Origin of the sequence: Paenibacillus sp. PK1-4R, assembly GCF_030369595.1 — a bacterium.
Classification (GTDB): domain Bacteria; phylum Bacillota; class Bacilli; order Paenibacillales; family Paenibacillaceae; genus Paenibacillus.
On record NZ_CP126535.1, the window covers coordinates 3,697,919 to 3,724,865 of the forward strand.

Here is a 26,947-nt window from a genome sequence, read left to right on the forward strand (position 1 = left end):
AACATGAAGTCATTACGCCCGGTAACGATGCTTCAATTCATTCTTATTATTTCTTCTTTCCAAATCAGCGTTGCTTTTTTGTCTATTCCCAGAGAGCTGGCGAGGCATGCGGGAACAGATGGCTGGATGGTCATTTTCTTAGGCTGGGGGCTGGCAACGTTAGCCTCCATAGCGATCGTCAAGTTGATGAAATATAGTCCAAACAGTTCAATACTCGATTTGATTCAGCGTTTTATCGGCGTATGGGCAGCAAAATTAGCTGCTTTAATATTTATGTCCTATTATTTGCTTCTGGCGTATGACGGTTATATGATTGCTTCACTTGTCATTAAATTATGGTTATTGCCAAGTACGTATATTTATATTCTAGTCCTGCTGCTGCTCATCCCCACATTTCAGATTGCGCAGCATGGCTTTCAGGCCATCGGGCGATACAGCGAAATAGTCACCATACTCTCCATATGGATTCCGTTCATTTATGTGTCTACGTTAAGTCGTGCCCATTGGCTCTATTTATTGCCCATCTTTAAAGAGGGATGGTTCCCCGTTCTTTCATCCATCCAATTTATGATCTATCCGATGCTCGGCATCGGCCTGGTTTTGTTCATCTATCCCCAACTAGTAAACAAAAAAAGAGCATTGCCTGCCATGATCATCTCGAACACGCTCACTTGCATCGTTTACTTGGGAATCACCCTGATTTGTTACGTGTACTTTAGTCCTGATGAGATCGGGGAGTATAATGACCCCGTGATTAGCATTATGAAGTCCATTGAATTTCAGTTTATTGAGCGCGTAGAAGTGGTATTTATCGCATTTTATCTGTTCGTTTTCTCTTGCATATGGATTCCCTCCATGTATCTTGTCTCGAGGTGCTCCGCGTCGCTGGTAGGAAAAGGTCAGGAAAGATACCATCTTGCAGTGTGGTGTATTGTCATTGAGATTAGCTTTTTCCTCTATCGGCCCAGCTTTATCGAATCTGCCCAAGTAAACTACGCACTCAATTACATTGGATTTATGATGGAGTTTGTTCTGCCTGCAGGCGTTCTTCTGTATGTAACAATCCGCAAAAAGATGGGAGGGGGGCAACGCACATGAGATGGGTCGGGAAATTCATTATCTCGGGTGTGTCCTGTATTTTATTGGCTGCGCTCGCTGGTTGCGCCAATGACAAAACCAATTTGGAAGACGCAACGGTTCCTTTGGCTCTTGGATTGGATGTCAAAGATAAAAAGCTCCATTATTATATATCTGCCCCTGTATTCAGTAAAGACATTCAAAAGAAAAGCCGCGAAGGAGGAGGGATAGCAGAAGGTTTAAGACAGTCGAGAAATCACCAGGATGCCCAATTTCCCGGTTCGCTTGCGGGACGTAATTTTCAAGTCATCATTGTAGGGAAACAATTGCTTCAATATAAGGATTGGTTTAAAGTACTTGATGTCATGTTCCGCGATCCTCGCAATACGATTACCGACCGCATCATTGCTTTTGACGGTCCTATGGCGGATATTTTCAATTTTCAAGCCAAAGATCAACCGCCGTTACCTTTATTTATAAAAGCGATTGTCGATTCAGGAAGCAAAAGTTCAGCTACGGTAAAAACAACCGCGCAGGAGCTACATAGACAATTGTATGATCGAGCGATGACGCCTTCCATCTCGGAAATCAAGATTGAAAATAATAAAATCATGTTAAAAGGAACAACTCTTTTATCCCGAAAAGGGGAGTACAAAACTTCCCTGACCTATCAGGAGACATCACTTCTTCACATTTTGAAAAATGAAGCTGAACCAGGGGTCAGTCTCACTTTTCCTGTTGATGATTTACAACAATCACTGCCATTTAACATCGACAAAGTGAGTTTTTCTTTAGGTGACATATCGGTAAAAACGAAATCCTCTCATGAAAATGGAAGATTTCAATTCAACATTAAAGTGAAGTCGATCGTCAGCATAACTGAAAAGTTTCTTGAATTTGAGCTTTTGGGGAATTCCGAGGAAATGGCAAATAAATTAAGCAAGGAAATGAAAAAAAGCATGGAGGCGCTTATTAAAAAGTGCCAAAATTATAATATCGATCCTTTCGGGTATGGGTTTTATGCCAGGGCATATCAGTATCCCTTATACAAGGAAGCACAGGCCGACTGGGGGAAAGAACTATCCCGAGCACATTTTGATGTGGAAGTTGATCTTCGAATCGGCGCCACTGGAGCAGTAGAATAATCGAGTTGAAACGGTTGTTTTGTTGTTAACACCCAATAGTTACATTCTGGTTCCTATCTAATAAAAATGTGCCTACTTTTCAAGTAGCATGAGAAATTTTAAGATAAAACTCAAGAGGAGAAGTGATCGCCAAGATGATAGATTGAAAAGTAATTGAGGGGATGGTAGCGTCATGCCAATTGAAATTAAAGACATTGTGTCTAAGAAAATATTAAGTGAAGTAAAAGGTTATCTAGATATTGGTTTTACTCATTCACTAAATCCCTATACGGGTTGTGCATTTGCTTGCGAATACTGTTACGTCAGAGAAATGCCTATTCAAAAGTTTAAGGATATCCCTTGGGGATCGTGGGTGGATGTCAAGAAAAATGCAGCAGAAAACTATCTAAAGGAAGTCTCTCTTCTAAGACGTAAAAATAAACCCATAAGTATATTCATGTCATCAGCCACAGATCCTTATCAACCTGTAGAGCAGAGGGCAAGCATTACAAGAAGCCTCTTGGAAGAAATGGATAAAAACCCACCAGATTCACTTCAAATTCAAACTAGAAGCCCGCTGGTTGCCAGAGACCTTGATATACTACTGAAATTAAAGGAAAAATGTAGAATTATGGTTTCCATGACAATCGAGACAGATCGCGAAGACGTGAAACGAATTTTTTCGCCCTATGCTCCTGGAATAAATTTAAGAGTTAAAGCCTTGAAAAAGATAAATGATGCAGGGATACATACACAAGTATCTATCTCCCCTGTGCTACCTTTTTCACCTAATTTCGCTAACATGTTACAAGGCATAACTGATCGAATTTGGATTGATACGCTACTGATTGGTGATGGTCAAATGGGAATGAGATCTGAGCGGTTAGGGATGCCACAATTATTTGATGTGAACGGCTGGGACAGATGGTACGAGAAAAGTATTCATCTGAAAGTCGAAAAATATTTTAAGGCGAGGTTTCCATCTGAAATAATTCATGTATCCAAAAACAGCGCATATCCATTTTGATTTTAACTAGCCATTCATTTTATGAGGATCGTGCCCATTTTTCTTCATGCAATAGAAATATTGCAACTGGTGTTCGAAGATCAACTTTCTCTTACGAATCAATGGAGGACGCATGAGTCCTCCATTGACTTAACTTGAAGATGTAGAGGAATTTATTCTATTTTGAAATGACCGTGGAGTAACAATTTGACATCATTCACTCTGATGAATATCGTTTGGAAGTTCATCATTGAGTTTCTGGTACCCGAGTCCCCATGTTTCCATAGAGAATATAATTGGTTTCAGTGAATTTCCTAAATCACTTAAGCTGTATTCGACTCTCGGAGGGACTTCTGCAAAAACAGTACGAATGACAATTCCATCCTCTTCCATAGAACGTAAATTTTCAGTGAGAACCTTTTGACTGATCTCAGGTATACTTTTACGAAGTTCTCCGAAGCGATGAGTTCCCTTCAAAAGATCCCTCATAACCAATAACTTCCACTTGTTACCTATCAATCCAACTGTCGTAGCGACGGGACACAACGGCAACTCTTTTTTTGAAATCACTACATTATCACCTCCAATAGTTACTATTAGGTTCCTATATAACAAAAAGGTGCCTACTTTCAAAACAATACATTGCTTATATTATAATTCTGTCGATGAAAAATCAAATGAGAATGAATGAAGGGAGGAGGGAGTTTGCAAGAGAGTTTATGGATGCAACTGAGTGAATATTTTTGAATCATATGTTAACGTTCTTGAATTCTTGGAGACAGCATTTAAAGATCAGTTTATTGGCATTGATGGGTTCTACACTTATCGGAGTTACATTAGGTACCTTATCAACTACATACGGTCGTTCCGAGAAATGGGACCTAATGAATACAGTATCCGGGTTACAAGGTGTGTCCATGTCTTTACTTGAATCTGTACAAGGGATAACTTCTCTGCAACCTAAAGATAAAATAATAGTTACAAAAAGGTTCCTATGCAACATTAAGGTGCCTACTTACCAATTATCTAAAGTAGAGATAAAATTTAAGTGAAGGCATATGCTCACGAAAATAGAAAGGGGTTTAAATATGACGATTACAGAAAACAAACAATTGATGTATCGTTTCACGAACTTCATTAATACGGCAAGCAAAGAACTTGCTGAAGAGTTGATTGCTCCAGATGCTGTTTTTTATGTACCTATGCAAAAAGAACCAATGAATGGTCCAAGTGGTTATCTCTCCATAATTCATATGATGAGATCTGGTTTTTCCGATATACAATGGACTGTTAAGGAGCTGGTAGCAGAAGAGGATCTAATAGCAGCTCATTTTGTCATGAAGGGCACACAAGACGGAGAGTTTCTCGGGTTTCCACCAACGAGCAAAAAAATCGAAGTAAATGCAATGAATTTTTATCGGATCTCTAATGGCCAAATTATTGAAGAGTATGGTCAACCCGATATGCTTGGCTTGCTTCAACAAATAGGGGCAATTCCAAAAGCATAATTACATCTCATTGATCTGGGCATCGTTCCTAAAAAATTGGGAGTTGGATAAATAGATTAAAGTCGAAGAGGGAATGCATTTTGCACTCCCTCTTCTTAGTGATTTTACAATTAGGAAATATAATCTACTAGTTTTAGCCTAGTTTTTGCGAACCATTGAACCACACGGATTGGATTGACAAGGTATCTGAAATATTAGTGATTGGATCACCGTTTATGAGAATAAGATCAGCACGAGCACCTTCGGTAATCCGGCCACGATCATGTAGACCAAAGCAACGGGCCGGTTTGGAAGTAGCAGACTGAAGAGCTTCGATCGGAGTGAACCCAGCCTTCACCAGCAGCTGCATTTCGTGGTGAACACTGGCTCCATGAGCAAGGCCACCAAGGTTCGGAACGGGTACCGGTGCGACATCCGTCCCTACAAGAATATCAACTCCGGCACGGTGAAGATCCATCACATTTTTAAAGCTGTTCTCCATATTGCCTTGTGGGAATGTATTGAAGCTTGAGTTCAAAATATCGATCCAATCCGGACTTAATTTGGAATGAACTCGTGGATCATTAGCCAATTCCGATGCCGGATTACCAATAATTGATGAATTCAAAACCAAGCACGGTGTAACAAAAGCTCCAGAATCAGCTATGGATTTAACCAATTCGGACGTGTACTCGGGTCTGTCGATAAACAAGTGGCCCAAACCGTCGACTCCAAAATCGATGGCTGCTTTCGATGAAAGAGCCGTCAAAACGTGGGCAATGACCAACTTATCGAACTTGTGGGCTTCAGTAACGGCTGTTTTTAGAATCTCATCACTTAGAACAGGCAGGCCGGGTGCACCCATAACCGTTCCCTCTTCAATCATGATCTTAATATAGTCAGATCCATTCTCCAATTGGGTATGCACATGTTTGATCGCTTCTTCAACCGTCGTCACTTGAGGTATTTCGTCGTGATCGTGAGCGTAAGCGGCCAACATTGCTTCCCGGTCTTCCTCCGATAACTGCTCTAGTTCCTTTAATACGAATTCAGGTATTTCATCTCCATCAGGCAGTAATTCATCTGGGTGCCCACCAGGAGCGGTAATCGCTGTACCAGCAGATCGGACGTCTGCGATGTCATCGACATTTTTTAGCTGAATTTCGCGCCCTCTTTTAGTAAAATCGCCGTTCATTTCGAGTTCTGTTGTAACACCGAATTTTAAGGCATCTCGTAATCCGCCAATTGAGGTATGAACATGTGCATCAATCAGACCAGGTATTAATGTCGCATTTTCTCCATCGATAATTGTTGCGTCGCTTGGGATGTCTCCGCCCACTGAAATAATGGACACCCCTTTAATGACAATATGTCTGGGAACAATAATTTGATATCCATCAAAGATTCGTACATTTGTAATCGCCGTAATTTTTTCTAACCCAGCATTCTGATTTAATTTCTCCATCATAACTCCTCCTAATGTGTTTGTGATTCAACACTTCGGAGTATAACTGTTAGATATCTAACAGTCAATAGTCTAACTTTTGTTTGACAAGCCTACTGGGATCACTGTATATTTTAGCTACTTACAATTAGATTCCTAACAATTACAGAGGGGACGATGGACGGTCATGCATTCCCGAGAAGATACGCCTTATATGGATTTGTTTCAAATTATCGGTCTTAAGTTAAAGAAAAGAGCGGATGAGAGTATAAAAGAGCTAGGATTAAGTTCTCAACAAGGAAAAGTAATCGATTATATTTATGAGAATCAAGACAATCATATTATTCAAAAGGATCTTGCAGATCGGTTTCATTTGCGTGGGGCAAGCGTTACAAGCATGCTTCAAGGTTTAGAGCAAAAAGGTTTCATCGAACGTAAAATCCCGGCCAATAATGAACGGCAAAAAAATATTTATGTATTACCAAAAGCGGTTGACTTAATTGAAGACTTCAATAACTCATTTCAAAAAGTGGAGGATGAAATCGTTCAAGCCCTTAATGACGAGGAGAAGCAAATCTTAAAGAAATTACTGATCAAAATTAATGAACGCATATAACAGACGGGCAGGCAGAGGTAATCGGTGGCGTACTGGTTGGCTTTTTTTGTGGTTGTTTTACGATAGGGTGGAGCTGGCTGAACGTGGCGGCTTATGTTTATTTTGCCATGCACAGGATGAACGATTATCATTAATTAGTTTATAGTCGTTCGTTTTTTTCTTGTTTATTCATTCTCTTTTTTTCTGAATTAATTCATTTAATATAATAGATTCAAAACACTCGTCAAGAACTTCGCTTAATTAAAAAATAGAGGAGTAACTTATGAAAGAAGAAATTATAAAAAAATATTTCTCTATGTGGGTAACTAGAGATTTTACGTTTTTAGATATGTATTTTTCTGATGATATTATCTACCGCGAATGTTATGGAGCAATGTATGTGGGTATAGAGGAAGTCCATTTGTGGATCAAAAAAATGTTACTCAAGCAAGTTGTTTTAAAATGGAAGATTAAAAATATTCATCAAGTAAATGAAACCTTATTTTTTGTAGAATGGTATTTTAAAGCAAAAGAAAAACAACTTTATTCATTTGATGGGATATCAATGATTAGATTTGATGGAAATAAAATCCGATTAATAGAAGAGTATGAAGCTACACATGAAACTTTTAGACCATGTAAGATTGATTAAAGATGTCGAGGGACAAGAACATGTTCCTATTACCGAATAGGTGTATTCGTTATTTTGCACTTTAATTCATCAAGCTAACGGGAAACAATGTTCCATAAAACCAAAGGAGGCCGCCGATCAATAGGATCGGCGGCTTTATTCGACTACCGGGTGAAAATTATGCTTTGTGAAGAAGATTATACAAAGGTGGCGAAAGAAGCTTTACGTCAATATCTAATCAATTGGGAAAAACTTGTCGTCTCCGCCTGTTAACGTCTTCGGAACGCTCCACCGCGTGCCAGAGCATAGAAAATCAAGAGAGCAATGATCGACCCGACGATCGCGGGTATGATATGAAATCCACCCACCACCGGCCCCCTCGGTCCCAACAGTTCATACCCTAACCATGATCCAACAAAGCCAGCAATGATATTTCCGAGTACGCCTCCCGGCACATCCCGTCCAATCAGATTTCCGCTTAACCAGCCAATTAACCCACCGACAATAAGTATCCAGATTAGATACACGAATTGGTCTCCCTTCCATTGATTTATTACAAGTTATGTTTCGTTAGGGGGAATGTTGCGGATCATCTGAGAATCGACCACTAAACCATTTCCATTTTAATCCAAGGGTAGTAAAATCGGTTGTACCACCACTAGTATGAATGCTGGTGCAGATGGGGATGGAGATGGCCAGTATAGAAAGGAGGCGCTCAGGTGTTCATGTTTCGAAGTCCTTTTATTTTAGCCTTGTTGATGATGTGTCTGATGTCAGGCTTGACTGCTTGTTCTGAATCAGAGCAATCGGAAGATAAGGGTGCTTCGACAAAGGCTGACTTCACGGAGCAGATACAGAGCCTTAATCTGAATCTGGAAGAACCGGCATGGAGGATGGATACCACCCCCGTGAATCTAACGTGGTTCGTTGGAGCCGAATGGTACGGGCACACTTGGGGTGAGAGCCTGACTTCCAAATATGTCACTCAAAAAACAGGAGTCAATATCGAATTTGAAGTATCCACTGGTGAACCAAGCGAGATGTTATCACGGATGTTGACGACCGGTAGTCTGCCAGATTTGATAACCATCGGCTCCTGGGAGAGTGCGGTTAACAAACTACGGGAGAGTAATCTCATCTATGCCCTGGATGAGCTAGCCAACCAGTATGATCCTTACTTTTACAAGGTAACAGGTGATGGTGCTCTACAATGGTATCGGCAGGAAGACGGCCATACCTATGTCATCCCCAATGATGCGTACAGTCCCGAACAGATGCGTTCAACCGGCTTGACGGGAGCGAACCAAACCTTTCTCGTACGTAAAGATCTGTATGAGTCGATGGGCAAACCGGACCTTACCACACCGAAAGGTTTTCTAAATGCATTACAATTGCTGAAGAATCAATATTCTGTTTATAAAGGTCAGCTGATCAGTCCGTTTTGGGCACAGGGGAATGCATCCTATGGGTTGACCGAATATTTGCAAAATCTGCTTGCGATCCCCCATGAACAGAACGGTAAAGTATACGATCGAATGACAGATCCCGATTATATTGAGTGGCTGAAAACATTTCGTACCGCTTACGAGCAGGGCCTGATTAATGTTGATTTTCTGGTCGACTCCAGTGCACAGGTGCAGGAAAAAACCAACCAGGCCCAATATTTTATGATGATTCGGGAATGGACAGACATATCGGACCTCAATTCAAAATTGGAAGTCCTTACGAATCAGAGTTCATACTATATTGCTGTAGATGGACCCCGGAGCAGCAGGGGAGAATCCGCGAAACTGTTTCCTGGCAGCATGGATGGCTGGATGGTTACGATGATTAGCAAATCCACGGAAAACCCTGAACGGGCCATCCGATTTTTGACCTATCTGGCCAGCGAAGAAGGCCAAAGGGATTTATTTTTGGGCAAAGAAGGTGAAACCTGGGCGATGAAGAACGGCAAACCGCAGTTGACGGCGGCAATGGTTCAGTTGCATGACACGGATAGGGAGAGGCTGGAAAAGGAATATGGCATTATGGATACCTACTGGATGCTGCGAAACCCTGCTTTCGTTAACAAGTGGAGACCAGAGAATGCCCCATCCATTAAGCAAATGGAGGAGTTCGCCAACCAACAGGCCGATCTCGATAGCAGCATCTATAAGGGACTAGATCCTATAGGGGATTCCGATATCGCGTTAGCCTGGTCACGTATTTCTCAGAATTGGGAAGAAGTGCTGCCAGAACTGATTACAGCGAAGGATGAAGCTGCCTTTGACAAAATTTTCGAAAATTTTCTGATACGTCGTGTGAACTACGGCTTTAACCAGGTGATGGAATATCGCCAGAATGAACTGGAACTGCGGAAAGCCAAGATAGCCAGATAACCATTCCCTACATTGTTAACTATCAGCTAACTGGTGATATATGGTATATGGTATAACAAAGGTGGTGAATACATCAGAATGAAATACCTGCTAACGAGATTGAGGAAGCTTTATCGCAATGCCCGTATATCCCAAAAGCTGTTTCTGGCATTTAGCCTGATGATTGCCATACCTGTTATTTTGATATCCTTTGTGTATATCCGCATGCAAGAAACCCAGCTATATAAGGATGCTATGGCAACGGGCAACAGCCACGTTTCATGGTTGAATGAACAATTGCGCAGAAGAATGGACATGATTGAGAACGCTTCCAATACAGCCCTCACTCAAAAGTCATTTGTGGATTTTATTCATTCCAATATGCTTGTAGATGGATTACGTCTGGTGAAGTTTAAGCAAAACCAGTTTGAGCAAATGCTTAATATCATTCAAAGCAATGCGATGATCAGTGAGCTTAGCTTTTACGTCGATAACCCAAACTTGTATGAAATCTGGCCTGAAATCTATCATTATAAGAAATTTTGGCCGCAGGATTATTGGGTAAAGCTTCGGGACGAAGGTGGTGCGGCTTACCGTTTATTTTCTTTTAGGGATGGTGAACACACTTTATCCTACTATCGTCTGGTTCGTCTTCAAGGGCAGGAACAAAAACGCCCTAGTATTATGGAAGTGCGAGTCCCGCACAGCATGTTTTTCAGCGACCTGCTCCAGGAGAGCAAGGGAGACTTCTTTTCGGTGTTGATGAACGCAAGCGATCCTCCCGAGTATGTTTACAATCCCCAGCATGAGTTTTCTGAGAAATACGGGCAGGGGATGGAGGAGATCCTTGGCAGTATTCATCGCCAGCTGGATATATTGCCGCAGGAAAGCCCGCTTCAGGTTAAGGTGGGAGATCAGAGCTTCTATGCATTGTATCGATACATTGCTCCGTTGAACACTTATGTGGTTGATATTGCTTCCCATCAGGCATTGATGAAGGGGCCGCGTAGTTGGTATGCATTTGTGGTAACGATTACATTATGTGTATTGCTGCTGATTATGCTACTCGTATCCCAAACGACGCGGCGTATTTTCCGGCGGTTGGACAGCGTACTGGTATCCATGCGTCAGGTACGGAAAGGCGAGCTGGATGCAATGATTGATACAGGCCTTGATGAGAACGAAAGAGGGGATGAAATCGATGAGGTGGCGGTGAATTACAATAAAATGTTACATGAGGTCAAACGTCTAATGACACAGGTCGTGGATAAACAGTTAATTGCCAAAAACGCACAGTTGCACTCCCTGCATTCGCAGATTAATTCTCATTTTTTATATAACGCCCTGGAATCGATCCGTATGGTGGCAGAGGTACAGAGGCAGCCTGCTATAGCCAATTCATTGGTGTCGTTGGGCTCCCAGCTACGTTACAGCATGCAGTGGCGTAGCGATACCGTTTCTTTTCGTGAGGAGCTTGCCAATATCCAAAGTTATATTGAATTTATCAACTTTATGGAAGGCGGTAGTATCGTTATGACGGCAGATCTTCCTCAGGAGATCCTTCGCTACACCATTCCCAAGATGTGTATGCAGCCCATCGTTGAAAATGTAGTTCATCACGGGGCACCTTCAGGCGGCAGGGTAACTATAGAGATTACCTTTTCTGTGGAGAATGACAATCTGCTTTTCATTAACATAAGAGATGACGGAAAGGGGTTAGAACCTGAGATGTTACACCGTCTTCAGGCAGTACTGCGGAGCGAATCGGATACACCGATGGTTACTAGCAGGAGCGGACTTGGTTTGGAAAACGTGAATAAGCGATTGCAGCTTCATTATGGCAAGAATTGCGGTCTTTGGATTGATAGTGTGCAAGGTGCATATACCTGCGTAACGATACGCTTGCCTTGGGAAGATGTAAATCTTGGAGGGTGGTAGAGCATGATTAATATCCTGATTGTGGACGATCAAAAACACATTCGTGACGGCCTGCAGGCCATGCTGCATCAATTTCCTCTGGAGCTGAACAACATATACTGTGCCGCGAGCGGGATTGAGGCGCTGGGCCTATTGCGGCAGCATTGCATTCATATTGTTATTACCGATATTATGATGCCGGATATGGATGGGTTGGCACTCATGGCTCAATCCAAAGAGGAATACATGGATGTGGAATACCTCATTATCAGCGGTTATCGTGATTTTACATATGCCCAAAAAGCTATCGGGCTTGGGGCAAAGGGTTACTTGCTCAAACCTTTGAAGCGAGAGGATCTGCAAAATTCCCTGGAGCATGTATGGCAAGAGATCCAGACACGGCAGGCACTTACGCATAATATGCAGCGTGTATCCCGTCTCGCCCAAGAGACCAATCGTAAAGAATTAAGAATGTTTATGCAGGGTGCGTTAAGTGATGACGCATGGATTCTTCAGATTGAGGAACAAAATGATGCGTTATGGCGTAATTATCGCCTAGCCCTGCTACGGGAAGAAGTTTGCATGAACCAGCCCGGAGCCAGCAGCGCCCATAGCATGGAAGCCATTGCTTATCGTGTGTTTGGCAAACAAGGTTGTATTTGCCTGCAACATCGCCCATACCTGATTCTTGCGGTGGATGCGTCCATAGATCCAAGTGTTTTGACTGCAGCGCTAAAGGAAGGAAAGATCGATACCATAACGGCCATGACTAACCCGATTCAGGGGTTAAAAGAACTTCCCGACAGCTATACCCAAGTGCTTGAGCTCTATCGGCACAGTTACCTGTTTCCTGATCAGTCCAGTATCTTCCCAGCGCATATTGAGCATATGGAACAGCAGTGGCAACTTCCCTATGAAGACTTATATGAACTGTTCCAGTCGGTTGGAACAGATAACAGTGGAACAATAACGAAGGGTATTTCTGCAATATTTCACAAAAAGGTGCTGCAACGTTATCCCATTCGCTATACTCAACAGCTCTGCGCCGCCACTATTCAGATGATGGAGGAATACGAACGGGTTATCCGCCCTTATATGGGGGAAGAAAAGCTTGACCTTGAATCATTGCGTAACCTCTTTGATTATCCAGGGATGCGTGAGTATATACAAGCACTGCAACAGCAGCTGCTTCGGCTAAATCAGTTATATTATGACTATAAGTGCAGCTATCGCCATTCGCAGGATCTAAATGAAGCCATTCGTTTTATACACGAGAGTTACCACAAACCGCTGGACCTCGCGATGGTATCCAATCATATATCGCTTAATTATGCTTATTTTTCAAATCTGTTTAAGAAGAATATTGGTAAAGGTTTTGCTGAATACCTACGAGATGTGCGTCTGGATAAAGCGCGGCGGCTTCTTGCCGAAACCGACCATAAAATTGTGGAGGTGGCTGCTATGGTTGGCTATGAAAGCTACAAAAGCTTTACACGCGCGTTCCGACTTGTGATGCAGATCCAACCCACAGAGTACCGACAGATGATGCGGCAGAAGGCAGAGCACAAAGCTCATTCCTATAACGCTATACCATGAAACAGCATAATCAAACGGACCATCTCCCTTGTTAAATATGCCAATTGAATCAAAAGCCAAAAAAATGGGATACCACAAAAACAATTGTACCTTTTCAGCAAATTAACCTATTCGATAGAATAAAGATATTCCCACTTGTAAGCGATTTCCTTAATGCGCATGGATTGGGAGAAGCTATTATTCTATTAAAGGAGGGCAATTATGAAACCATCTCACTTTACGGCAAAAAAGTTTATGCAAAAGGTACTCGGTATGTTTCTTGTGGTTGTGATGCTAGCTAGTATTGGCATACTGCCAGCTTCAAAGGTTCAGGCAGCGGGAACTACCGTAACCTCAATGGAGTACTTCTCACCAGCAGACGGGCCTGTTATTTCAAAATCAGGGGTTGGCAAGGCCAGCTACGGATTTGTTATGCCTAAGTTCAATGGAGGCTCCGCGACATGGAATGATGTTTACAGTGATGTAGGCGTTAATGTAAAAGTGGGCAACAACTGGGTTGATATCGACCAGGCAGGCGGTTATATCTATAACCAAAACTGGGGGCACTGGAGCGATGGCGGCTTCAATGGCTATTGGTTCACCCTCTCCGCAACAACCGAGATTCAACTGTACTCCAAAGCGAATGGTGTTAAGTTGGAGTATCAACTTGTATTCCAAAACATCAACAAAACAACCATCACAGCGATGAATCCGACACAAGGTCCACAAATCACAGCAAGTTTCACAGGCGGTTCAGGCTTTACATATCCAACGTTCAACAATAATCCTGCGGTCACTTATGAAGCTGTTGCGGATGATTTGAAGGTGTATGTCAAACCTGTAAACAGTAACACCTGGATTGATATTGACAATAACGCAGCCAGCGGCTGGATCTACGATCACAATTTTGGTCAATTCACGGATGGCGGCGGTGGGTACTGGTTTAACGTAACGGAGTCGATCAATGTCAAATTGGAATCAAAGACTTCTTCGGCTAATCTTGTTTATACCATTACGTTTAATGAACCTACAAGAAATTCATATGTCATTACGCCATACGAAGGAACAACTTTCACAGCAGATGCGAATGGTTCCATTGGGGTTCCGCTTCCCAAAATTGATGGAGGGGCGCCAATCGCCAAGGAACTGGGCAATTTTGTATACCAAATTAACATCAATGGGCAGTGGGTTGATTTGAGTAACTCCAGCCAGAGCAAATTTGTATACTCCGGTAATGGGTATAACAATATGTCCGATGCCAACCAGTGGGGTTACTGGGCCGATTATGTCTATGGTCTTTGGTTCCAGCCAATCCAAGAAAATATGCAGATCCGTATTGGATATCCGCTGAATGGACAGACGGGTGGAAATATTGGCAACAACTTCGTCAACTATACCTTCATCGGCAATCCAAATGCCCCGCGTCCGGATGTATCCGATCAAGAGGATATCTCAATCGGAACGCCAACCGACCCGGCAATCGCGGGCATGAACCTCATTTGGCAAGATGAATTTAACGGAACTACGCTGGATACAAGCAAATGGAACTATGAAACAGGATATTATCTCAACAACGATCCCGCTACTTGGGGATGGGGAAATGCAGAACTGCAGCACTACACAAACAGCACTCAAAATGTATATGTACAGGACGGAAAGCTGAATATCAAAGCCATGAACGACAGCAAATCTTTCCCACAAGACCCGAATCGGTATGCACAGTATTCTTCAGGAAAGATTAACACCAAGGATAAACTGTCCTTGAAGTACGGCAGAGTAGATTTTCGTGCCAAGCTTCCTACAGGTGATGGTGTATGGCCAGCACTATGGATGCTTCCAAAAGATTCGGTATACGGCACTTGGGCTGCATCAGGAGAAATTGATGTTATGGAAGCGAGAGGCCGTCTGCCTGGATCAGTAAGTGGTACCATACACTTTGGTGGACAATGGCCAGGGAACCAGTATTCGGGCGGTGATTATCACTTCCCGGCGGGGCAAACTTTTGCCAATGATTATCATGTATACTCAGTAGTCTGGGAAGAGGACAACATTAAATGGTATGTAGACGGCAAGTTTTTCTATAAAGTCACTAACGAGCAGTGGTATTCCGCAGCTGCACCGAATAATCCGAATGCACCTTTCGATGAGCCGTTCTACCTTATTATGAACTTGGCAATCGGCGGAAACTTTGACGGTGGTCGTACTCCGAACGCCTCCGATATCCCTGCGACTATGCAAGTGGATTATGTACGCGTGTATAAAGAACAGTAATTTGCGATTTCGCGTAGAGCGAATGAAGAGCAGATGGAACAGATGCTGGGCAAACCGGAGAACCTGAAATCTCATACTCTAAAATTGGCTTACGACCGATTCCCGATATTTCTACCTGGGAATCGGTTGTTTAAATTTATACTTGATAATTTGGTTCATCGGAGCATAAATTCCGGACAGCGAAAGGCGTAACAGCGGTCAGTCCGGGTTCAACCATCCCTAGAAGATTAAATTGAATTAAATCGCGTTATGGATCGGAAGATCGTTGCATGGAAAATGCTCTATTCGGTCTTTATAATGAGGGCAGACTTGGGCAGGAGAGACATAACCAGCTCCGCTCAGGGCACAGCATGCAACAATAAGGAGGCATATGATGCTAACTAGCGATACAGCCGTACAAGTGCAGCAACAGAATGTTAGTCTTGTAAGCGTTACAAATGGGCACGTGAGCCTGGAGATCAATCTTGAAAATGGTGAAGTGTCCTGCATCGGCAAGCATTCTTCCCATGTGAAGGGCATTCGAAGTGCTTTTCGCTGGCAGGGCCGGGAATACAGCACGGATCATTATCAGAACCATGAGCTGAAGGAACAGGAAGATATTGTTCGAGAAGGATTTGGAAAAGGCATCCGCTTGGTTGTTCTGCATACAGCCTCGTTGCTGCCGCAACTGGAGCAGCATTTCTATATATATGAATCCTCACCGGTTGTACTGGTGCAGACCGCTATAGTCGGGGATGAAGAGCTTAAGGCGAACCGGATGGCTGTGATCCAATCCAAAACCATATCAATCGGTGGAGAATCCGGCCAGGATGAACCGAGCATTCTGCGCGTACCGTTTGATAACGACAAATGGGTCAGATATACGGTGGTCAAGCCGCCACTGGATGTGGAGAGTTACGAGGTGACTGCCTTGTTCGCGCCCGACAGCCGCATGGGAATTGTGATGGGTTCCCTTACGCATAAGGTTTGGAAAACAGGGATCCGTATGCAAAGCGAACAAAGTGGACATATCGAGGGACTTGATCTGTACGGCGGTGCCGTAAGTGAACTGACTCGCGATTCCCAGCCTCATGGTTATGTGAAGGGAACGAGAGTTGAATCCCCCCTGGTATTCGTCGGGTTCTATGAAGACTACCGTGAAGGTCTTGAAGCTTACGGTCAGGCGAATACCTGGATTGAGGCTCAGTTACCGTGGGAGGGCGGTGTCCCAGTTGGATGGAACAGCTGGTCCGCAGCCATGAGTGATCTGGACTATGATTTGTATACAGCGACCAGCGATTTTCTGAAAAATGAAGTACAACCGCTTGGATTCGAGAATGAGGAAACGTTATACATCAACTTTGATGCGTTCTGGGACAACTTTACGCCGGAAGAAATGAAGAATGCGCTGGACCGGGTGCAGCAAAACGGGCATAGAGCCGGAACGTACTGGACTCCATTTGCCTTCTGGGGAGGGCCCGATCAGTTCGGTCAGGCGGTCGAAGGAACGAACGGCAAATACACCTATGCAGATATTCTGCTGCGTGACAGTGAGGGCGAAATTCTGCCAGATGTAGACGGTGGTCTGGCGATAGACCCGACACATCCTGGCAACCTGCAAAGAATCGACTGGTTCACGAACAAATTCATCTCCGAAGGTTTCGAATATATCAAACTGGATTTCTTGGCGCATGGCTCGTTGGAAGGACAGCACCACAATTCGGGTATTACAACAGGGATAGCAGCTTATCACTATGGCATGTCTTATTTGCAGCATAAACTCTCGCCAGAAGTAATCGGAAGACCATTTTTCATAAACTTGTCCATCGCTCCATTATTTCCATATGCTTTTGCCCACAGCCGCCGTATTTCCTGTGATGTCTTCGGTACACTTGCGGATACGGAATATCTGTTGAACTCGTTGACACACGGCTGGTGGATGAGCAATACGCTCTATCGCTACAATGATCCGGATCATTCGGTGTTATACAAGAGCTTCAACCAGGAAGCTACAGGCTGGCATGAAGGACGTAGCCGCCTGACTGCTTCAGTCATTGCCGGTACGGTGCTTTTACTCGGGGATGACTTCCGTAAAGAGGAAGCTGCCGAACGAGCAAAAGAATGGCTAGGTAACAAGGAGATTTTGAACGTTGCTCGTATGGGCAAAACCTTCCGTCCAGTTGAAAGCGATTTTGGGAAGCTGTCTTCTGACGTGTTTGTCCTGGAATCGCCGGAAGAAAAGAGTTCCTATCTCGCCGTCTTCAATTTTGATTCTGCACAGGCTGCGGAGAAATCCATCTCGCTGAAACGGGCCGGGCTAAACGCCAATGCCCTATACAATGTGCAAGATCTGTGGGAAGGATCACAAGGGGAAACGTCTGGAGAGCTTATTGTCTCGCTGGAACCGGCGGAATCCAAAATCTTCAGATTGACCGTGAAGGAAAACGGATCGGAGTCAAATAATTAAGCGGAACCATGATCGATTTTAAAATAAAAACAAAGTCAAACGCGCGCTTTTGTATCTCACAGATCGCGCGTTTATTTGTTTGGGGACTGGAGGACATGATATGAACGATTTTACTTTATGGTATTCAACTCCTGCTACGGATTGGTCTCAAGGCCTGCCGCTGGGCAATGGTAGAATAGGAGCAGTGGTTATGGCGTCTTCGCATCGTGAGGTGTGGAGTATGAGCGAGGTTACCTACTGGTCAGGACAGATTGACCCGGAGTATCCTCCGGCGGGAGGCAAGGCTGCTTTGGAAGAGATGCGCAGCTATTTTTTCTCGGGTGATTATGATGAAGGGGATCGTCTTGCCAAACAGCATCTGCAGCCAAAGAAGCGTAATTTCGGCACCCATCTTGGATTATGTGAAGTTGTTATTGATTTTGAGAAGAGGAATCCGGGTTCTGATGAAGCTGGAAGCTTCCAACGTGAGCTGGATCTGACTCATGCACTGGCTGGGGCGTTCTGGAAAGATGACGACACCACGATTCGACGTGAAGTTTTCGCTTCTCACGCCGATGATATACTGGCCTCCCGAATTTGGAGCGAAGCTCCTGGTGGCGTATCCTTTACGCTAGGTTTGGAAGGGGGAACGGAATCATTCAAGGTTGCAGCCTTAGATGACAACACGCTTGAATTCCAAGGACAGGCAACGGAAAATGTACATAGTGATGGAACTTGCGGCGTATGGGCCAAGGGCCTGTTGAAGTTGATTGTATCCGGGGGGACAATCGCTAGGAAAGATGGAAACCGATTGACCGTGAACGGAGCGGATGAGGCTTGGATTTATTTTAGTGTAAGCACGGATTATCGTCGTACAGATTCGGATTGGAAAACAGAGAGCAATTATACGCTGGTGAAAGCTTTAAATAAAGGTTATACCTCACTGAGAGAGGATCATATCCGCGATTACTGTGAGCAATTTGACAAGATAGATATTCAGCTCGGGGTCACGGGGAAATCCGGCCTCACTACAGATCAGCGTATTCGTTTGTTGGAACAGAGTGGTGGAGATGAAGATCCGCAGCTGTTCGCCTTGTTTTTCCAATATGGTAGGTATCTGACCATCGCGGGGTCTCGCGAGAACTCTCCATTGCCACTCCATCTCCAGGGAATCTGGAATGATGGTGAAGCGTGCCGAATGGGCTGGAGCTGTGACTATCACCTTGATGTGAATACTCAGATGAATTATTTCCCTACAGAGATTACAAACCTGGGGAAGAGTCATCTTCCGTTGTTTCGGTATGTTGAGGATCTGGCACAGGCGGGCAGGGAAACGGCTCGTCATGTGTATGGATGCGACGGATGGGTCGCTCATGTCTTCTCCAATGTATGGGGCTTTACGCTGCCTGGATGGGAAACCTCGTGGGGGCTGAACGTTACAGGCGGATTATGGCTGGCTGCACACCTGATTGAGCATTATGAGTACAGTCAGGATCGTGTTTTCCTTGAGAATGTGGCTTATCCTGTACTTAAAGAATCCGCGGCCTTCTATCTGGATTACATGTGTGAGCATCCTCGGAACGGTTGGCTGGTGACGGGTCCTTCCAATTCGCCGGAGAATCATTTTTATCCCGATAATTCGAGAGAGGGGGTACAGCAGCTGTCTATGGGAACAACAATGGACCAGATGCTGGTGCGCAGGCTCTTTGAATTTTGTCTTAATTCAGTTGAACTTTTGAACAAAGACAAAGAACTCGGACGCAAGCTGGAAGAAGCAATTGGCAAGCTTCCACCTCTACAGATCGGCAAGAAAGGGCAGTTACAAGAGTGGCTTGAGGATTATGAGGAGGCGCAGCCGGAGCATCGGCATTTGTCTCATATGTATGCGCTATATCCAGACAATCAGATTACACCTGACCATACACCGGAACTCAGTGCGGCAGTACGGATAACGTTGGAGAACCGCATGGTCCAGGAAGAGTTGGAGGATGTTGAATTTACAGCTGCTTTGTTGGGACTGGGTTTTGCGAGATTGCATGATGGGGAGACGGCTTATAAACACCTCTCACATTTGATTGGCGGCCTGTGCTTCGATAATCTGTTCACCTATTCCAAATCCGGAATTGCTGGAGCAGAGAGTAATATTTTTGTCGTTGATGGAAATTTCGGCGGTACAGCTGTCGTAGCGGAGATGCTGCTGCAAAGTTATGCGGGCGAGATTCACCTTCTCCCAGCGCTGCCACAGGCATGGAGCACAGGCTCGATAACCGGGCTGAGAGCAAAAGGGAATGCCGAGGTTGATATCGTTTGGGAGAACGGACAGTTAATTTCTACGAACATTCATACTTTCTCTGCAGGAACGTTCACCATTTGTTGGGGCAAACATAGAACGATCCTTCATGCCGAAGCAGGCGAAAGTTACTATTTCAATAGCGAGCTACAGTTGGTAAAATAACGATCTATACTTGAAAATAACTTTCATTTATATGGACCATGGTCCCACGGAGGGAAAAACATATAATAGAGACAGAAAGATACAAAGGGAGGGGACTTTGATGTACAGTATTTTTTTGGTAGACGATGAAGAACTGGGACTTGAGATGATGAGGGATTATATCCGTTGGGAAGAGATGGGTATCTATATCATGGGAACGGCGAGTAACGGCAGGGAGGCCATGGAGAAAATTGAGGCCACCCAGCCTGATATCGTTCTTACCGATGTTCAGATGCCGATCATGAACGGTATTGATCTGGCGAGAAAGATACATGAGAGCTACGACTCGATCCAGGTGATGTTTTTGACCGGACACGATGAATTTCAATATGTAAAATCGGCTATCAACGTAGGCGCCGTGGGATATATGCTAAAACCTCTGGATTTAAACGAAATTGAAAGCGTTGTCAGTAAAGTTAAACAGCGCTGTGACGAAGTTGGAATTAAGAACCGTTCCATGGAGGCGGCCAAAGCCAATATCCTGAAGGAGTTATCTTACGAAAAAAATGAGGATCGTGCTATGGATCTCGCTTTTAGTTTCAGCCGTCTAACCCGGCAACCTGAGACCACCCGATATGCAATGGCCTTGTTTAGTATCGATCCCAAGGAGGCCGAAGGAGAACAGCAAAGTCTGGAGGAATGTACAGGTCGTCTGGTGTCTTTTCTCGATCATTTCTTCAAGGCGAAGAACCTGAAAGCGATCTTTGTGGATTACAAGGAAGGAGAGACCGGTGTATTTATGGAAGCGGCCCAGCAGCCGGGACATTATGCGTGGGAGGACTTGGCTGAGGCTATCCGTAGTGCCCTGGATTTTACGGTGACGGCTGCTGTAGGCGGACAAGAGACCGCGTTATCCCATATTCACTGTCTGTACGAAGAGACACGAACCATCTTGAATGAGCGTTTCTATGAAGGTACAGGCACAATTATTCATGCTGGGACCGTTTCGAATCAGTTTTATACAGAGCATATGCCCCCTTTTGACCAAAAGGAATGGTTCGATTCCATTAACCGACTGGATTTTGAATGGGCGGCACAGAAGCTGCACGGGTATATTGAGGGATTGGCAACACTGAGAGTCAAGAAAAAAATCATCTGCGACTGGTCGATAGATCTCGTGAATGAACTGCTGGAGCAGCTTCACAAACCTGTTCCGAAGCGGGCTGAGCTGTATCATTCCATCTATAATGCGCTGACTCTGCATGAGATCGAGGATCTGATTCTCGGTACTGCGGAAGATGCGGTGAGCATGCTGGGCGAGCGGTTTATGGACAAAAATGCAAAATTGATTCACAAGGTCCGTACCCTCATCGACCAGAATTACAATCAGCCGATTACCATCAACAGCCTGTCTGATCAGGTCTATTTGTCACCGAACTATTTGAGATCCATTTTTAAGGACAAAACAGGGATGACAATTCACGATTATCTGACACGCATCAGATTGGATAAAGCCAGGGAACTACTGGCAGACGGCTCGCTCAAGATTCACGATATCGCGCAGACCGTGGGCTATGAGAGTACATCCTATTTTATTTCTCTATTCCTGAAGACACAGGGCGTAACACCCAACGAATACAGGAAAAGTATGTGACGATAGAGACTGTCTGGTAATGATGATATTGATGCTCTGTTTTCCTTGAACATGATTTGAATAGGCTCCCTCTTACTAACCTGTGATATGGCAAATGAAAGAGGCTTTCCTGTATGAATAGTAACATTGTGGTATGGAACATCCCCCTCCTCCTTTTTACAATTAACCATATAGGAAAGAAAGGAGGAGAGAGGGGATTTAACAGCTCTTTATGAAAGCGATTACAGGCAATGGCTGTGAACCACTGCAGGAATAGGCATAGGGAGATCTAACTCAATCATTAGAAAATGGAGGCATGTTATGTTGGGACGGATGATGAAAAAAGGATTTGTGTTCTTTATCATTTTTTGCTTGGTAGTTGGCGGAGGCCAGTTCGCCCGAACAGCTCACGCCGATGATATGAATACCTATGAAGCCGAGGCCGCGGGGAATATTTTGCTTGGCAACGCGCAAATCTCTGATAGCCCGGCAGCTTCAGGCGGCAAAAAGGTCGGAGGCATGTACCAAGGCAGTTCCTTGCAATTTAACAATGTCACTGTAAGTGAAACAGGATATTATAAAATTTCCGTTTACTACATTTCAGGTGATTCGCGGCCATTCAATATTAGTGCGAACGGCGGGGAGAAACAATTTGAAGAACCGTCCAAGACAGTCGACTGGGATACGGTGGGAACCTATGATGTGACCCTTCCGTTGAACGCTGGAACCAACACAATCCTGATTGATGACAACAACTGGTATTCTCCCGACATCGACAAGATCGTGATCCGCGGTTTGGACAGTAGTCCTCCAGAGGAAGGAGGCGGAGACGACTGGAAGAAAGATTTGCATGGTGCAATTATTGAGGCAGAAGCGGCCGACAATATTTTGAAAGGCAATGCCAAGGTGGTGGACAGCAGCATTAGTTCGGGTGGGAAGAAAGTAACCGATCTGAACAAAAACAGTTCACTGCAATTTACGAATATCAACGTACCAGCAGATGGTACATATTTGATCCGAATATCTTATATTTCTGGTGATCAGCGACCTGTATATATGCAGGTGAACAATGACACGGACGAGATGATTGATCTGCCCAAAACGGCAAGCTGGGACACGATTGGCACGTATGATGTGGAGGTATCTCTTCATAAGGGTGTCAATACCATCACGTTCTCGGATCATGACTGGTACTCCCCTGATTTGGACCGAATTGAAGTGATTCCGTATACAATTAGTTATGAAGCCGAAGATTCGGACAATACGCTGACTGGTGAAGCGCGTGTAACGGACAGCCCCTCAGCATCAGGTGGCAAAAAGGTCGGATATCTGAATGGCGGGAGCTCCTTAACATTCAATAAGATTATAGCCCCGATGACAGGTAATTACCGTGTTACGGTTGCCTATTTTTCCGGTGATCCGCGCAGTTTCTATGTCCGCGCAAATAACGGGGAAGAGCAGTTTCACGACCTGCCCAAAACACCGGATTGGGATACGGTAGGTACGTATGATCTTACACTCCCATTAACTGAAGGCGAGAATACGATTACCTTTTCAGACAACAATGGCTATTCTCCCGATCTGGACCGGATTATCGTAGAGCCTGCGATAGAGACAGAACCCGAAAATCCAGGTGAAGGAGATGACGATCTGGGAACACCGGGTGACTCGCAACGATACGGGGATATTACGGTGACTGATTACACTCATGGTCTTTTGGTATCGAACGGACAATACGAAGTGTCTTATAATACCCAGACTGGATTCGTCGGCTATAGCTGGGCAGAAGGACAGAAGATACGGGGGATTTTCAGCAGCATTAAACTTGGTGAGAGTCTTGTGGAAACCAAAGGTTATGAGAGTCATGCGAGCGGTGGAGCACCGCTGGAGATTCAGGATGGATTCGGCAAAGGCATTGAGTTGAGCTTTGTTCATACGTCAACTGGCAAACCAACCATGAAGCAGGTCTATCGGTTTTATGAAGATAAATCGTATTTCCTCAACCGTCTGGACGCCATCAGTAATACAGAGATCCAGAGTAATTACATGTCACCAATTACGGTTAAAAATACGGGCGGTGTGGATATCGGCGTCAGCTCGGATAATCGTGTACTGACAGTGCCATTTGACAATGACGCTTGGATTCGCTACAAATCTCAAACGATGAACCGGGCGGATACCAGCTATGAGATGACAACGGTATTCAATAACTCGACACGTAACGGTCTGGTGATCGGTTCAGTAACCCATGACACCTGGAAGACCGGTATTGACTGGAAAGGCTCAGCTAATCGTCTGAATGAATTTGCTGTGTATGGTGGTGCAGCGAGTGACGTTACTCGCGATACTCAGCCACATGGCAGCCTGACTGGTACTGAACTGTCCTCACCACTGATTATGGTAGGTGGTTTCAGTGACTACCGTACAGGACTTGAAGAATACGGTAAAGCCAATGCGATTATTACACCTCCGCTGGCGTTGAATCCGGAGCTGCCACAAGGTGTTCCAGTAGGTTGGAATAGCTGGGGAGCTTATGATAGCGGGCTTTCGTATCAAAACGTAGTAGATGTGTCCAATTATTTCAAGAACAATCTTAAGAAGTTCAACAATAACGGCAATGTATTCATTAATATGGATTCCTACTGGGACAATCTAAGTGATGCTGAGCTTGCCCAAGCCGTATCTGTCATTAAGGATAATGGTCAGCATGCAGGCATCTATTGGGGACCATTTGTGTATTGGGGCAACGATATGAGCCAAAAAGTAGATGGCACCAACGGGCAATATACGTATGGTGATATTGTGCTCAAGGATGCTGAGGGTAAACCTCTGCCGACACTGGATGGAGCATATGCACTGGATGTGACACATCCGGGGAGTCAAATGCGCATGAATTATTTTCTGGATAAGTTTAAATCACTTGGATTCACATTCATCAAACTGGATTTCCTAACCCACGGCTCACTGGAAGGTCAGCATTATGATACAACCGTGACGACAGGAATCCAGGCTTACAATGAAGGGATGCGTTATGTCGAAGAGCGATTGGATGGGAAAATGTTTATTAGTGCGTCCATTGCACCGATCTTTCCAAGTCAATATGCGCATAGCAGACGGATCTCTTGTGACACCTATGGCAAAATCAATGAGACGGAGTACATGCTCAATTCATTGACATATGGTTTCTGGCAAAATGGAACGATCTATTCTTATACAGACCCAGATCATTTGGCATTAAGCCGTGCTTCAAGCTTGGAGGAAGCCCGCAGCCGGGTGAATTCCGGTGTAATTGCCGGCACGGTGATGATGGATTCCGATGATGTGAACGATCCCAAGGCACAGGAATACATGACAGCATTGTACAATAACACGGATGTTCTTCAGGTGGCGCTGAAAGGCAAAGTATTCAAGCCGCTTGAAGGAAATACGAATGCAAATGCCGCAGATACGTTTGTTCTGAAAGACGGCAATGATTATTACCTCGCCGTATTTAATTACAGCGCCAATAGTTCAGCGAACAAAACGATTAATCCGGGTCGTGCCGGATTGAATGAATCCAAAACCTACACGTTAAAAGACTTGTGGACAGGTGAATCTTCGTCAGCCACGGGTGCATGGTCCATCTCGCTGGGACCGGCTGAATCGAAATTGGTTAAAGTGACCGAAAAACCAGTCAATCCAGAAAATCCAGGCAACCCAAGTAATCCAAGCAATCCAGGTAATCCTGGCAACAATGGTAATAACAGTAATACTAGCGGGAGTGGGAACTCGGGCAACAGCGCGACTCCGCAGAACGATACAGCAACACGGGTCATCACAGCCGATATGCTGAAGGTGGACAGTGGGGCAGGGAAAGTCGTTATAGACATCGAGGCTGGTACTCAGGAGCTGCAACTGTCATCGGCTGTCTTACGCCAACTCGGCAACCATACACTGGAAGTAAAATCAGTAAAGCTAACCCTACAAATACCTGCAAGTTTGTTCCAACAGCTGTTGAGCAAGCTACCAGCTGGGCAACGGGAAGATAGTACGATTTCCTTGAAAATGCTTGCCCTTGGCAGCAAGGCCCAGGAGGTCATTGCTGCAGTGAAATCATCCTCCTGGTCAACGGTTTCCCTTAAGGGAGAAATCTATGAATTCAGCCTTTCGGCAACAACCAAATCAGGTACAACCGAAATACTTTCTTCGTTCAATCACCCGGTTACGCTGAGCCTGGCAGCGGCTGAAGGCTTCAACGTTAAGCAGGGAGGAATATATTATATTAACGAAAATGGGACATTGGAATTTCTCAAATCAGATAACGTGAATGGCGTATTAACGACTAAAGTGAGCCACTTCAGCAAGTATGCCGTTCTGGAACTGGATCGGACGTTTACCGATGTTCCGGCCAATCATTGGGCCAGCACTGTAATCAAGGAGTTGGCAGCAAAGGGCTATGTTGAAGGCACACATGTAGATCAATTTGAGCCAGGACGCGCTGTCACCCGCGCTGAATTCACCACTATGCTCGTTCATTCCCTGGGACTGACTGTAGCAGGGGAAGTACACTTTACAGATGTAGCGACAGATGCCTGGTACGCGGAACCCATCTCGATTGCGATCCAAGCTGGTATTGTAAACGGCCGAAGCGCAGCCCGTTTCCAACCGGACGCACAGATTACTCGTGAAGAAATTACGGTGATGCTGATGAAAGCTTATGAGCGGAATGTTGGGAAAGTACCGCCTGTTGGTTCTACAGACATCTTGTTTACAGATATGGCTCAGGTTTCTTCATGGGCAACGGCTTCGGTGAAGGATGCAGCCCGATTGGGACTGGTTCAAGGCCAAAGACAGGGACAGTTTGTGCCTAAAGGGATTGCTTCCCGGGCAGAAGCGGCTCAGGTCATTTATAACCTGATTTTGAAGTAAGCTTTAAGGCTGCGAATTATATCGCAGCCTTATTTTCATAATTTTGAGATGACAGATGATTTC

The 26,947-nt window shown here is 44.6% G+C and carries 17 protein-coding genes; 14 read left to right on the forward strand and 3 right to left on the reverse strand.

Annotation, left to right across the window (positions count from 1 at the left end):
• Positions 1-3 precede the first annotated feature (3 nt).
• The 3 genes from QNO02_RS16010 to QNO02_RS16020 all read left to right on the forward strand — a co-directional run bounded on the left by QNO02_RS16010 (position 4) and on the right by QNO02_RS16020 (position 3,228).
• Entirely contained in the window at positions 4-1,098 is a 1,095-nt protein-coding gene (locus QNO02_RS16010) for a GerAB/ArcD/ProY family transporter (RefSeq protein ID WP_289389281.1), read from the forward strand.
• Positions 1,095-2,222, forward strand: coding sequence for a Ger(x)C family spore germination protein (locus QNO02_RS16015; protein ID WP_289389283.1), 1,128 nt, complete (start codon positions 1,095-1,097; stop codon positions 2,220-2,222). Before QNO02_RS16010 ends, QNO02_RS16015 begins: the two co-directional genes overlap by 4 nt.
• 172 nt (positions 2,223-2,394) lie before the next feature.
• Entirely contained in the window at positions 2,395-3,228 is an 834-nt protein-coding gene (locus QNO02_RS16020; RefSeq protein WP_091029871.1) for an SPL family radical SAM protein, read from the forward strand.
• A 192-nt stretch (positions 3,229-3,420) separates the two neighbouring features.
• Here QNO02_RS16020 and QNO02_RS16025 read toward each other — a convergent pair whose 3' ends face one another.
• Positions 3,421-3,777 carry a winged helix-turn-helix transcriptional regulator gene (locus QNO02_RS16025; RefSeq protein WP_036613919.1) on the reverse strand — a complete coding sequence of 119 codons (357 nt, stop codon included), beginning with the start codon at positions 3,775-3,777 and terminating at the stop codon, positions 3,421-3,423.
• A 518-nt stretch (positions 3,778-4,295) separates the two neighbouring features.
• Between QNO02_RS16025 and QNO02_RS16030 the strand changes: the two genes are divergently transcribed.
• A complete protein-coding gene (locus QNO02_RS16030; protein ID WP_091029868.1) occupies positions 4,296-4,715 on the forward strand; it encodes an ester cyclase in 420 nt (139 codons plus the stop codon).
• A gap of 133 nt (positions 4,716-4,848) precedes the next feature.
• Here QNO02_RS16030 and QNO02_RS16035 read toward each other — a convergent pair whose 3' ends face one another.
• Positions 4,849-6,159: an amidohydrolase family protein gene (locus tag QNO02_RS16035; RefSeq protein ID WP_289392801.1), complete on the reverse strand. Its 1,311-nt coding sequence runs from the start codon at positions 6,157-6,159 to the stop codon at positions 4,849-4,851.
• Positions 6,160-6,325: 166 nt separating this feature from the next.
• On the opposite strand from QNO02_RS16035, the gene QNO02_RS16040 reads away from it, so the two are divergent.
• On the forward strand, positions 6,326-6,754 hold the full coding sequence (locus QNO02_RS16040; RefSeq protein ID WP_091029863.1) for a MarR family winged helix-turn-helix transcriptional regulator: 429 nt from the start codon (positions 6,326-6,328) through the stop codon (positions 6,752-6,754).
• A gap of 262 nt (positions 6,755-7,016) precedes the next feature.
• Positions 7,017-7,385: a nuclear transport factor 2 family protein gene (locus QNO02_RS16045; protein WP_289389288.1), complete on the forward strand. Its 369-nt coding sequence runs from the start codon at positions 7,017-7,019 to the stop codon at positions 7,383-7,385.
• Positions 7,386-7,633: 248 nt separating this feature from the next.
• Here the strand turns inward: QNO02_RS16045 and QNO02_RS16050 are convergent, their stop codons facing one another.
• The gene (locus tag QNO02_RS16050) at positions 7,634-7,891 is read right to left on the reverse strand and encodes a GlsB/YeaQ/YmgE family stress response membrane protein (protein ID WP_074095306.1); all 258 of its coding nucleotides are present in this window, start codon (positions 7,889-7,891) and stop codon (positions 7,634-7,636) included.
• Between the two features lie 198 nt (positions 7,892-8,089).
• Here QNO02_RS16050 and QNO02_RS16055 point away from each other — a divergent pair, with 198 nt between their 5' ends.
• The 8 genes from QNO02_RS16055 to QNO02_RS16090 all read left to right on the forward strand — a co-directional run bounded on the left by QNO02_RS16055 (position 8,090) and on the right by QNO02_RS16090 (position 26,884).
• Positions 8,090-9,742, forward strand: coding sequence for an extracellular solute-binding protein (locus QNO02_RS16055; protein ID WP_289389289.1), 1,653 nt, complete (start codon positions 8,090-8,092; stop codon positions 9,740-9,742).
• A 78-nt stretch (positions 9,743-9,820) separates the two neighbouring features.
• A complete protein-coding gene (locus QNO02_RS16060) occupies positions 9,821-11,659 on the forward strand; it encodes a sensor histidine kinase (protein WP_289389290.1) in 1,839 nt (612 codons plus the stop codon).
• Between the two features lie 3 nt (positions 11,660-11,662).
• A complete protein-coding gene (locus tag QNO02_RS16065; RefSeq protein ID WP_289389291.1) occupies positions 11,663-13,234 on the forward strand; it encodes a response regulator transcription factor in 1,572 nt (523 codons plus the stop codon).
• Between the two features lie 201 nt (positions 13,235-13,435).
• The gene (locus tag QNO02_RS16070) at positions 13,436-15,484 is read left to right on the forward strand and encodes a glycoside hydrolase family 16 protein (protein ID WP_289389293.1); all 2,049 of its coding nucleotides are present in this window, start codon (positions 13,436-13,438) and stop codon (positions 15,482-15,484) included.
• Positions 15,485-15,854: 370 nt separating this feature from the next.
• On the forward strand, positions 15,855-17,930 hold the full coding sequence (locus tag QNO02_RS16075; RefSeq protein WP_289389294.1) for an alpha-galactosidase: 2,076 nt from the start codon (positions 15,855-15,857) through the stop codon (positions 17,928-17,930).
• 100 nt (positions 17,931-18,030) lie between these two features.
• Positions 18,031-20,364 (forward strand): glycoside hydrolase family 95 protein, encoded by a 2,334-nt coding sequence (locus tag QNO02_RS16080; RefSeq protein ID WP_289389295.1) that lies wholly within the window; start codon positions 18,031-18,033, stop codon positions 20,362-20,364.
• 100 nt (positions 20,365-20,464) lie between these two features.
• Positions 20,465-21,997, forward strand: a complete 1,533-nt coding sequence (locus QNO02_RS16085; protein ID WP_289389296.1) for a response regulator — start codon at positions 20,465-20,467, stop codon at positions 21,995-21,997.
• Positions 21,998-22,297: 300 nt separating this feature from the next.
• The gene (locus QNO02_RS16090; protein ID WP_289389297.1) at positions 22,298-26,884 is read left to right on the forward strand and encodes an S-layer homology domain-containing protein; all 4,587 of its coding nucleotides are present in this window, start codon (positions 22,298-22,300) and stop codon (positions 26,882-26,884) included.
• The last annotated feature ends 63 nt before the right edge of the window (positions 26,885-26,947 follow it).

Excerpts from the sequence above, each read along its gene's own strand:
- QNO02_RS16060 (WP_289389290.1), top strand. The coding sequence starts at position 9,821 with ATGAAATACCTGCTAACGAGATTGAGGAAGCTTTATCGCAATGCCCGT.
- QNO02_RS16065 (WP_289389291.1), top strand. The coding sequence starts at position 11,663 with ATGATTAATATCCTGATTGTGGACGATCAAAAACACATTCGTGACGGC.
- QNO02_RS16085 (WP_289389296.1), top strand. The coding sequence starts at position 20,465 with ATGTACAGTATTTTTTTGGTAGACGATGAAGAACTGGGACTTGAGATG.
- QNO02_RS16070 (WP_289389293.1), top strand. The coding sequence starts at position 13,436 with ATGAAACCATCTCACTTTACGGCAAAAAAGTTTATGCAAAAGGTACTC.
- QNO02_RS16040 (WP_091029863.1), top strand. The coding sequence starts at position 6,326 with ATGCATTCCCGAGAAGATACGCCTTATATGGATTTGTTTCAAATTATC.
- QNO02_RS16045 (WP_289389288.1), top strand. The coding sequence starts at position 7,017 with ATGAAAGAAGAAATTATAAAAAAATATTTCTCTATGTGGGTAACTAGA.
- QNO02_RS16015 (WP_289389283.1), top strand. The coding sequence starts at position 1,095 with ATGAGATGGGTCGGGAAATTCATTATCTCGGGTGTGTCCTGTATTTTA.
- QNO02_RS16035 (WP_289392801.1), bottom strand. The coding sequence starts at position 6,159 with ATGGAGAAATTAAATCAGAATGCTGGGTTAGAAAAAATTACGGCGATT.
- QNO02_RS16090 (WP_289389297.1), top strand. The coding sequence starts at position 22,298 with ATGTTGGGACGGATGATGAAAAAAGGATTTGTGTTCTTTATCATTTTT.
- QNO02_RS16055 (WP_289389289.1), top strand. The coding sequence starts at position 8,090 with ATGTTTCGAAGTCCTTTTATTTTAGCCTTGTTGATGATGTGTCTGATG.
- QNO02_RS16030 (WP_091029868.1), top strand. The coding sequence starts at position 4,296 with ATGACGATTACAGAAAACAAACAATTGATGTATCGTTTCACGAACTTC.
- QNO02_RS16075 (WP_289389294.1), top strand. The coding sequence starts at position 15,855 with ATGATGCTAACTAGCGATACAGCCGTACAAGTGCAGCAACAGAATGTT.
- QNO02_RS16080 (WP_289389295.1), top strand. The coding sequence starts at position 18,031 with ATGAACGATTTTACTTTATGGTATTCAACTCCTGCTACGGATTGGTCT.
- QNO02_RS16010 (WP_289389281.1), top strand. The coding sequence starts at position 4 with ATGAAGTCATTACGCCCGGTAACGATGCTTCAATTCATTCTTATTATT.
- QNO02_RS16020 (WP_091029871.1), top strand. The coding sequence starts at position 2,395 with ATGCCAATTGAAATTAAAGACATTGTGTCTAAGAAAATATTAAGTGAA.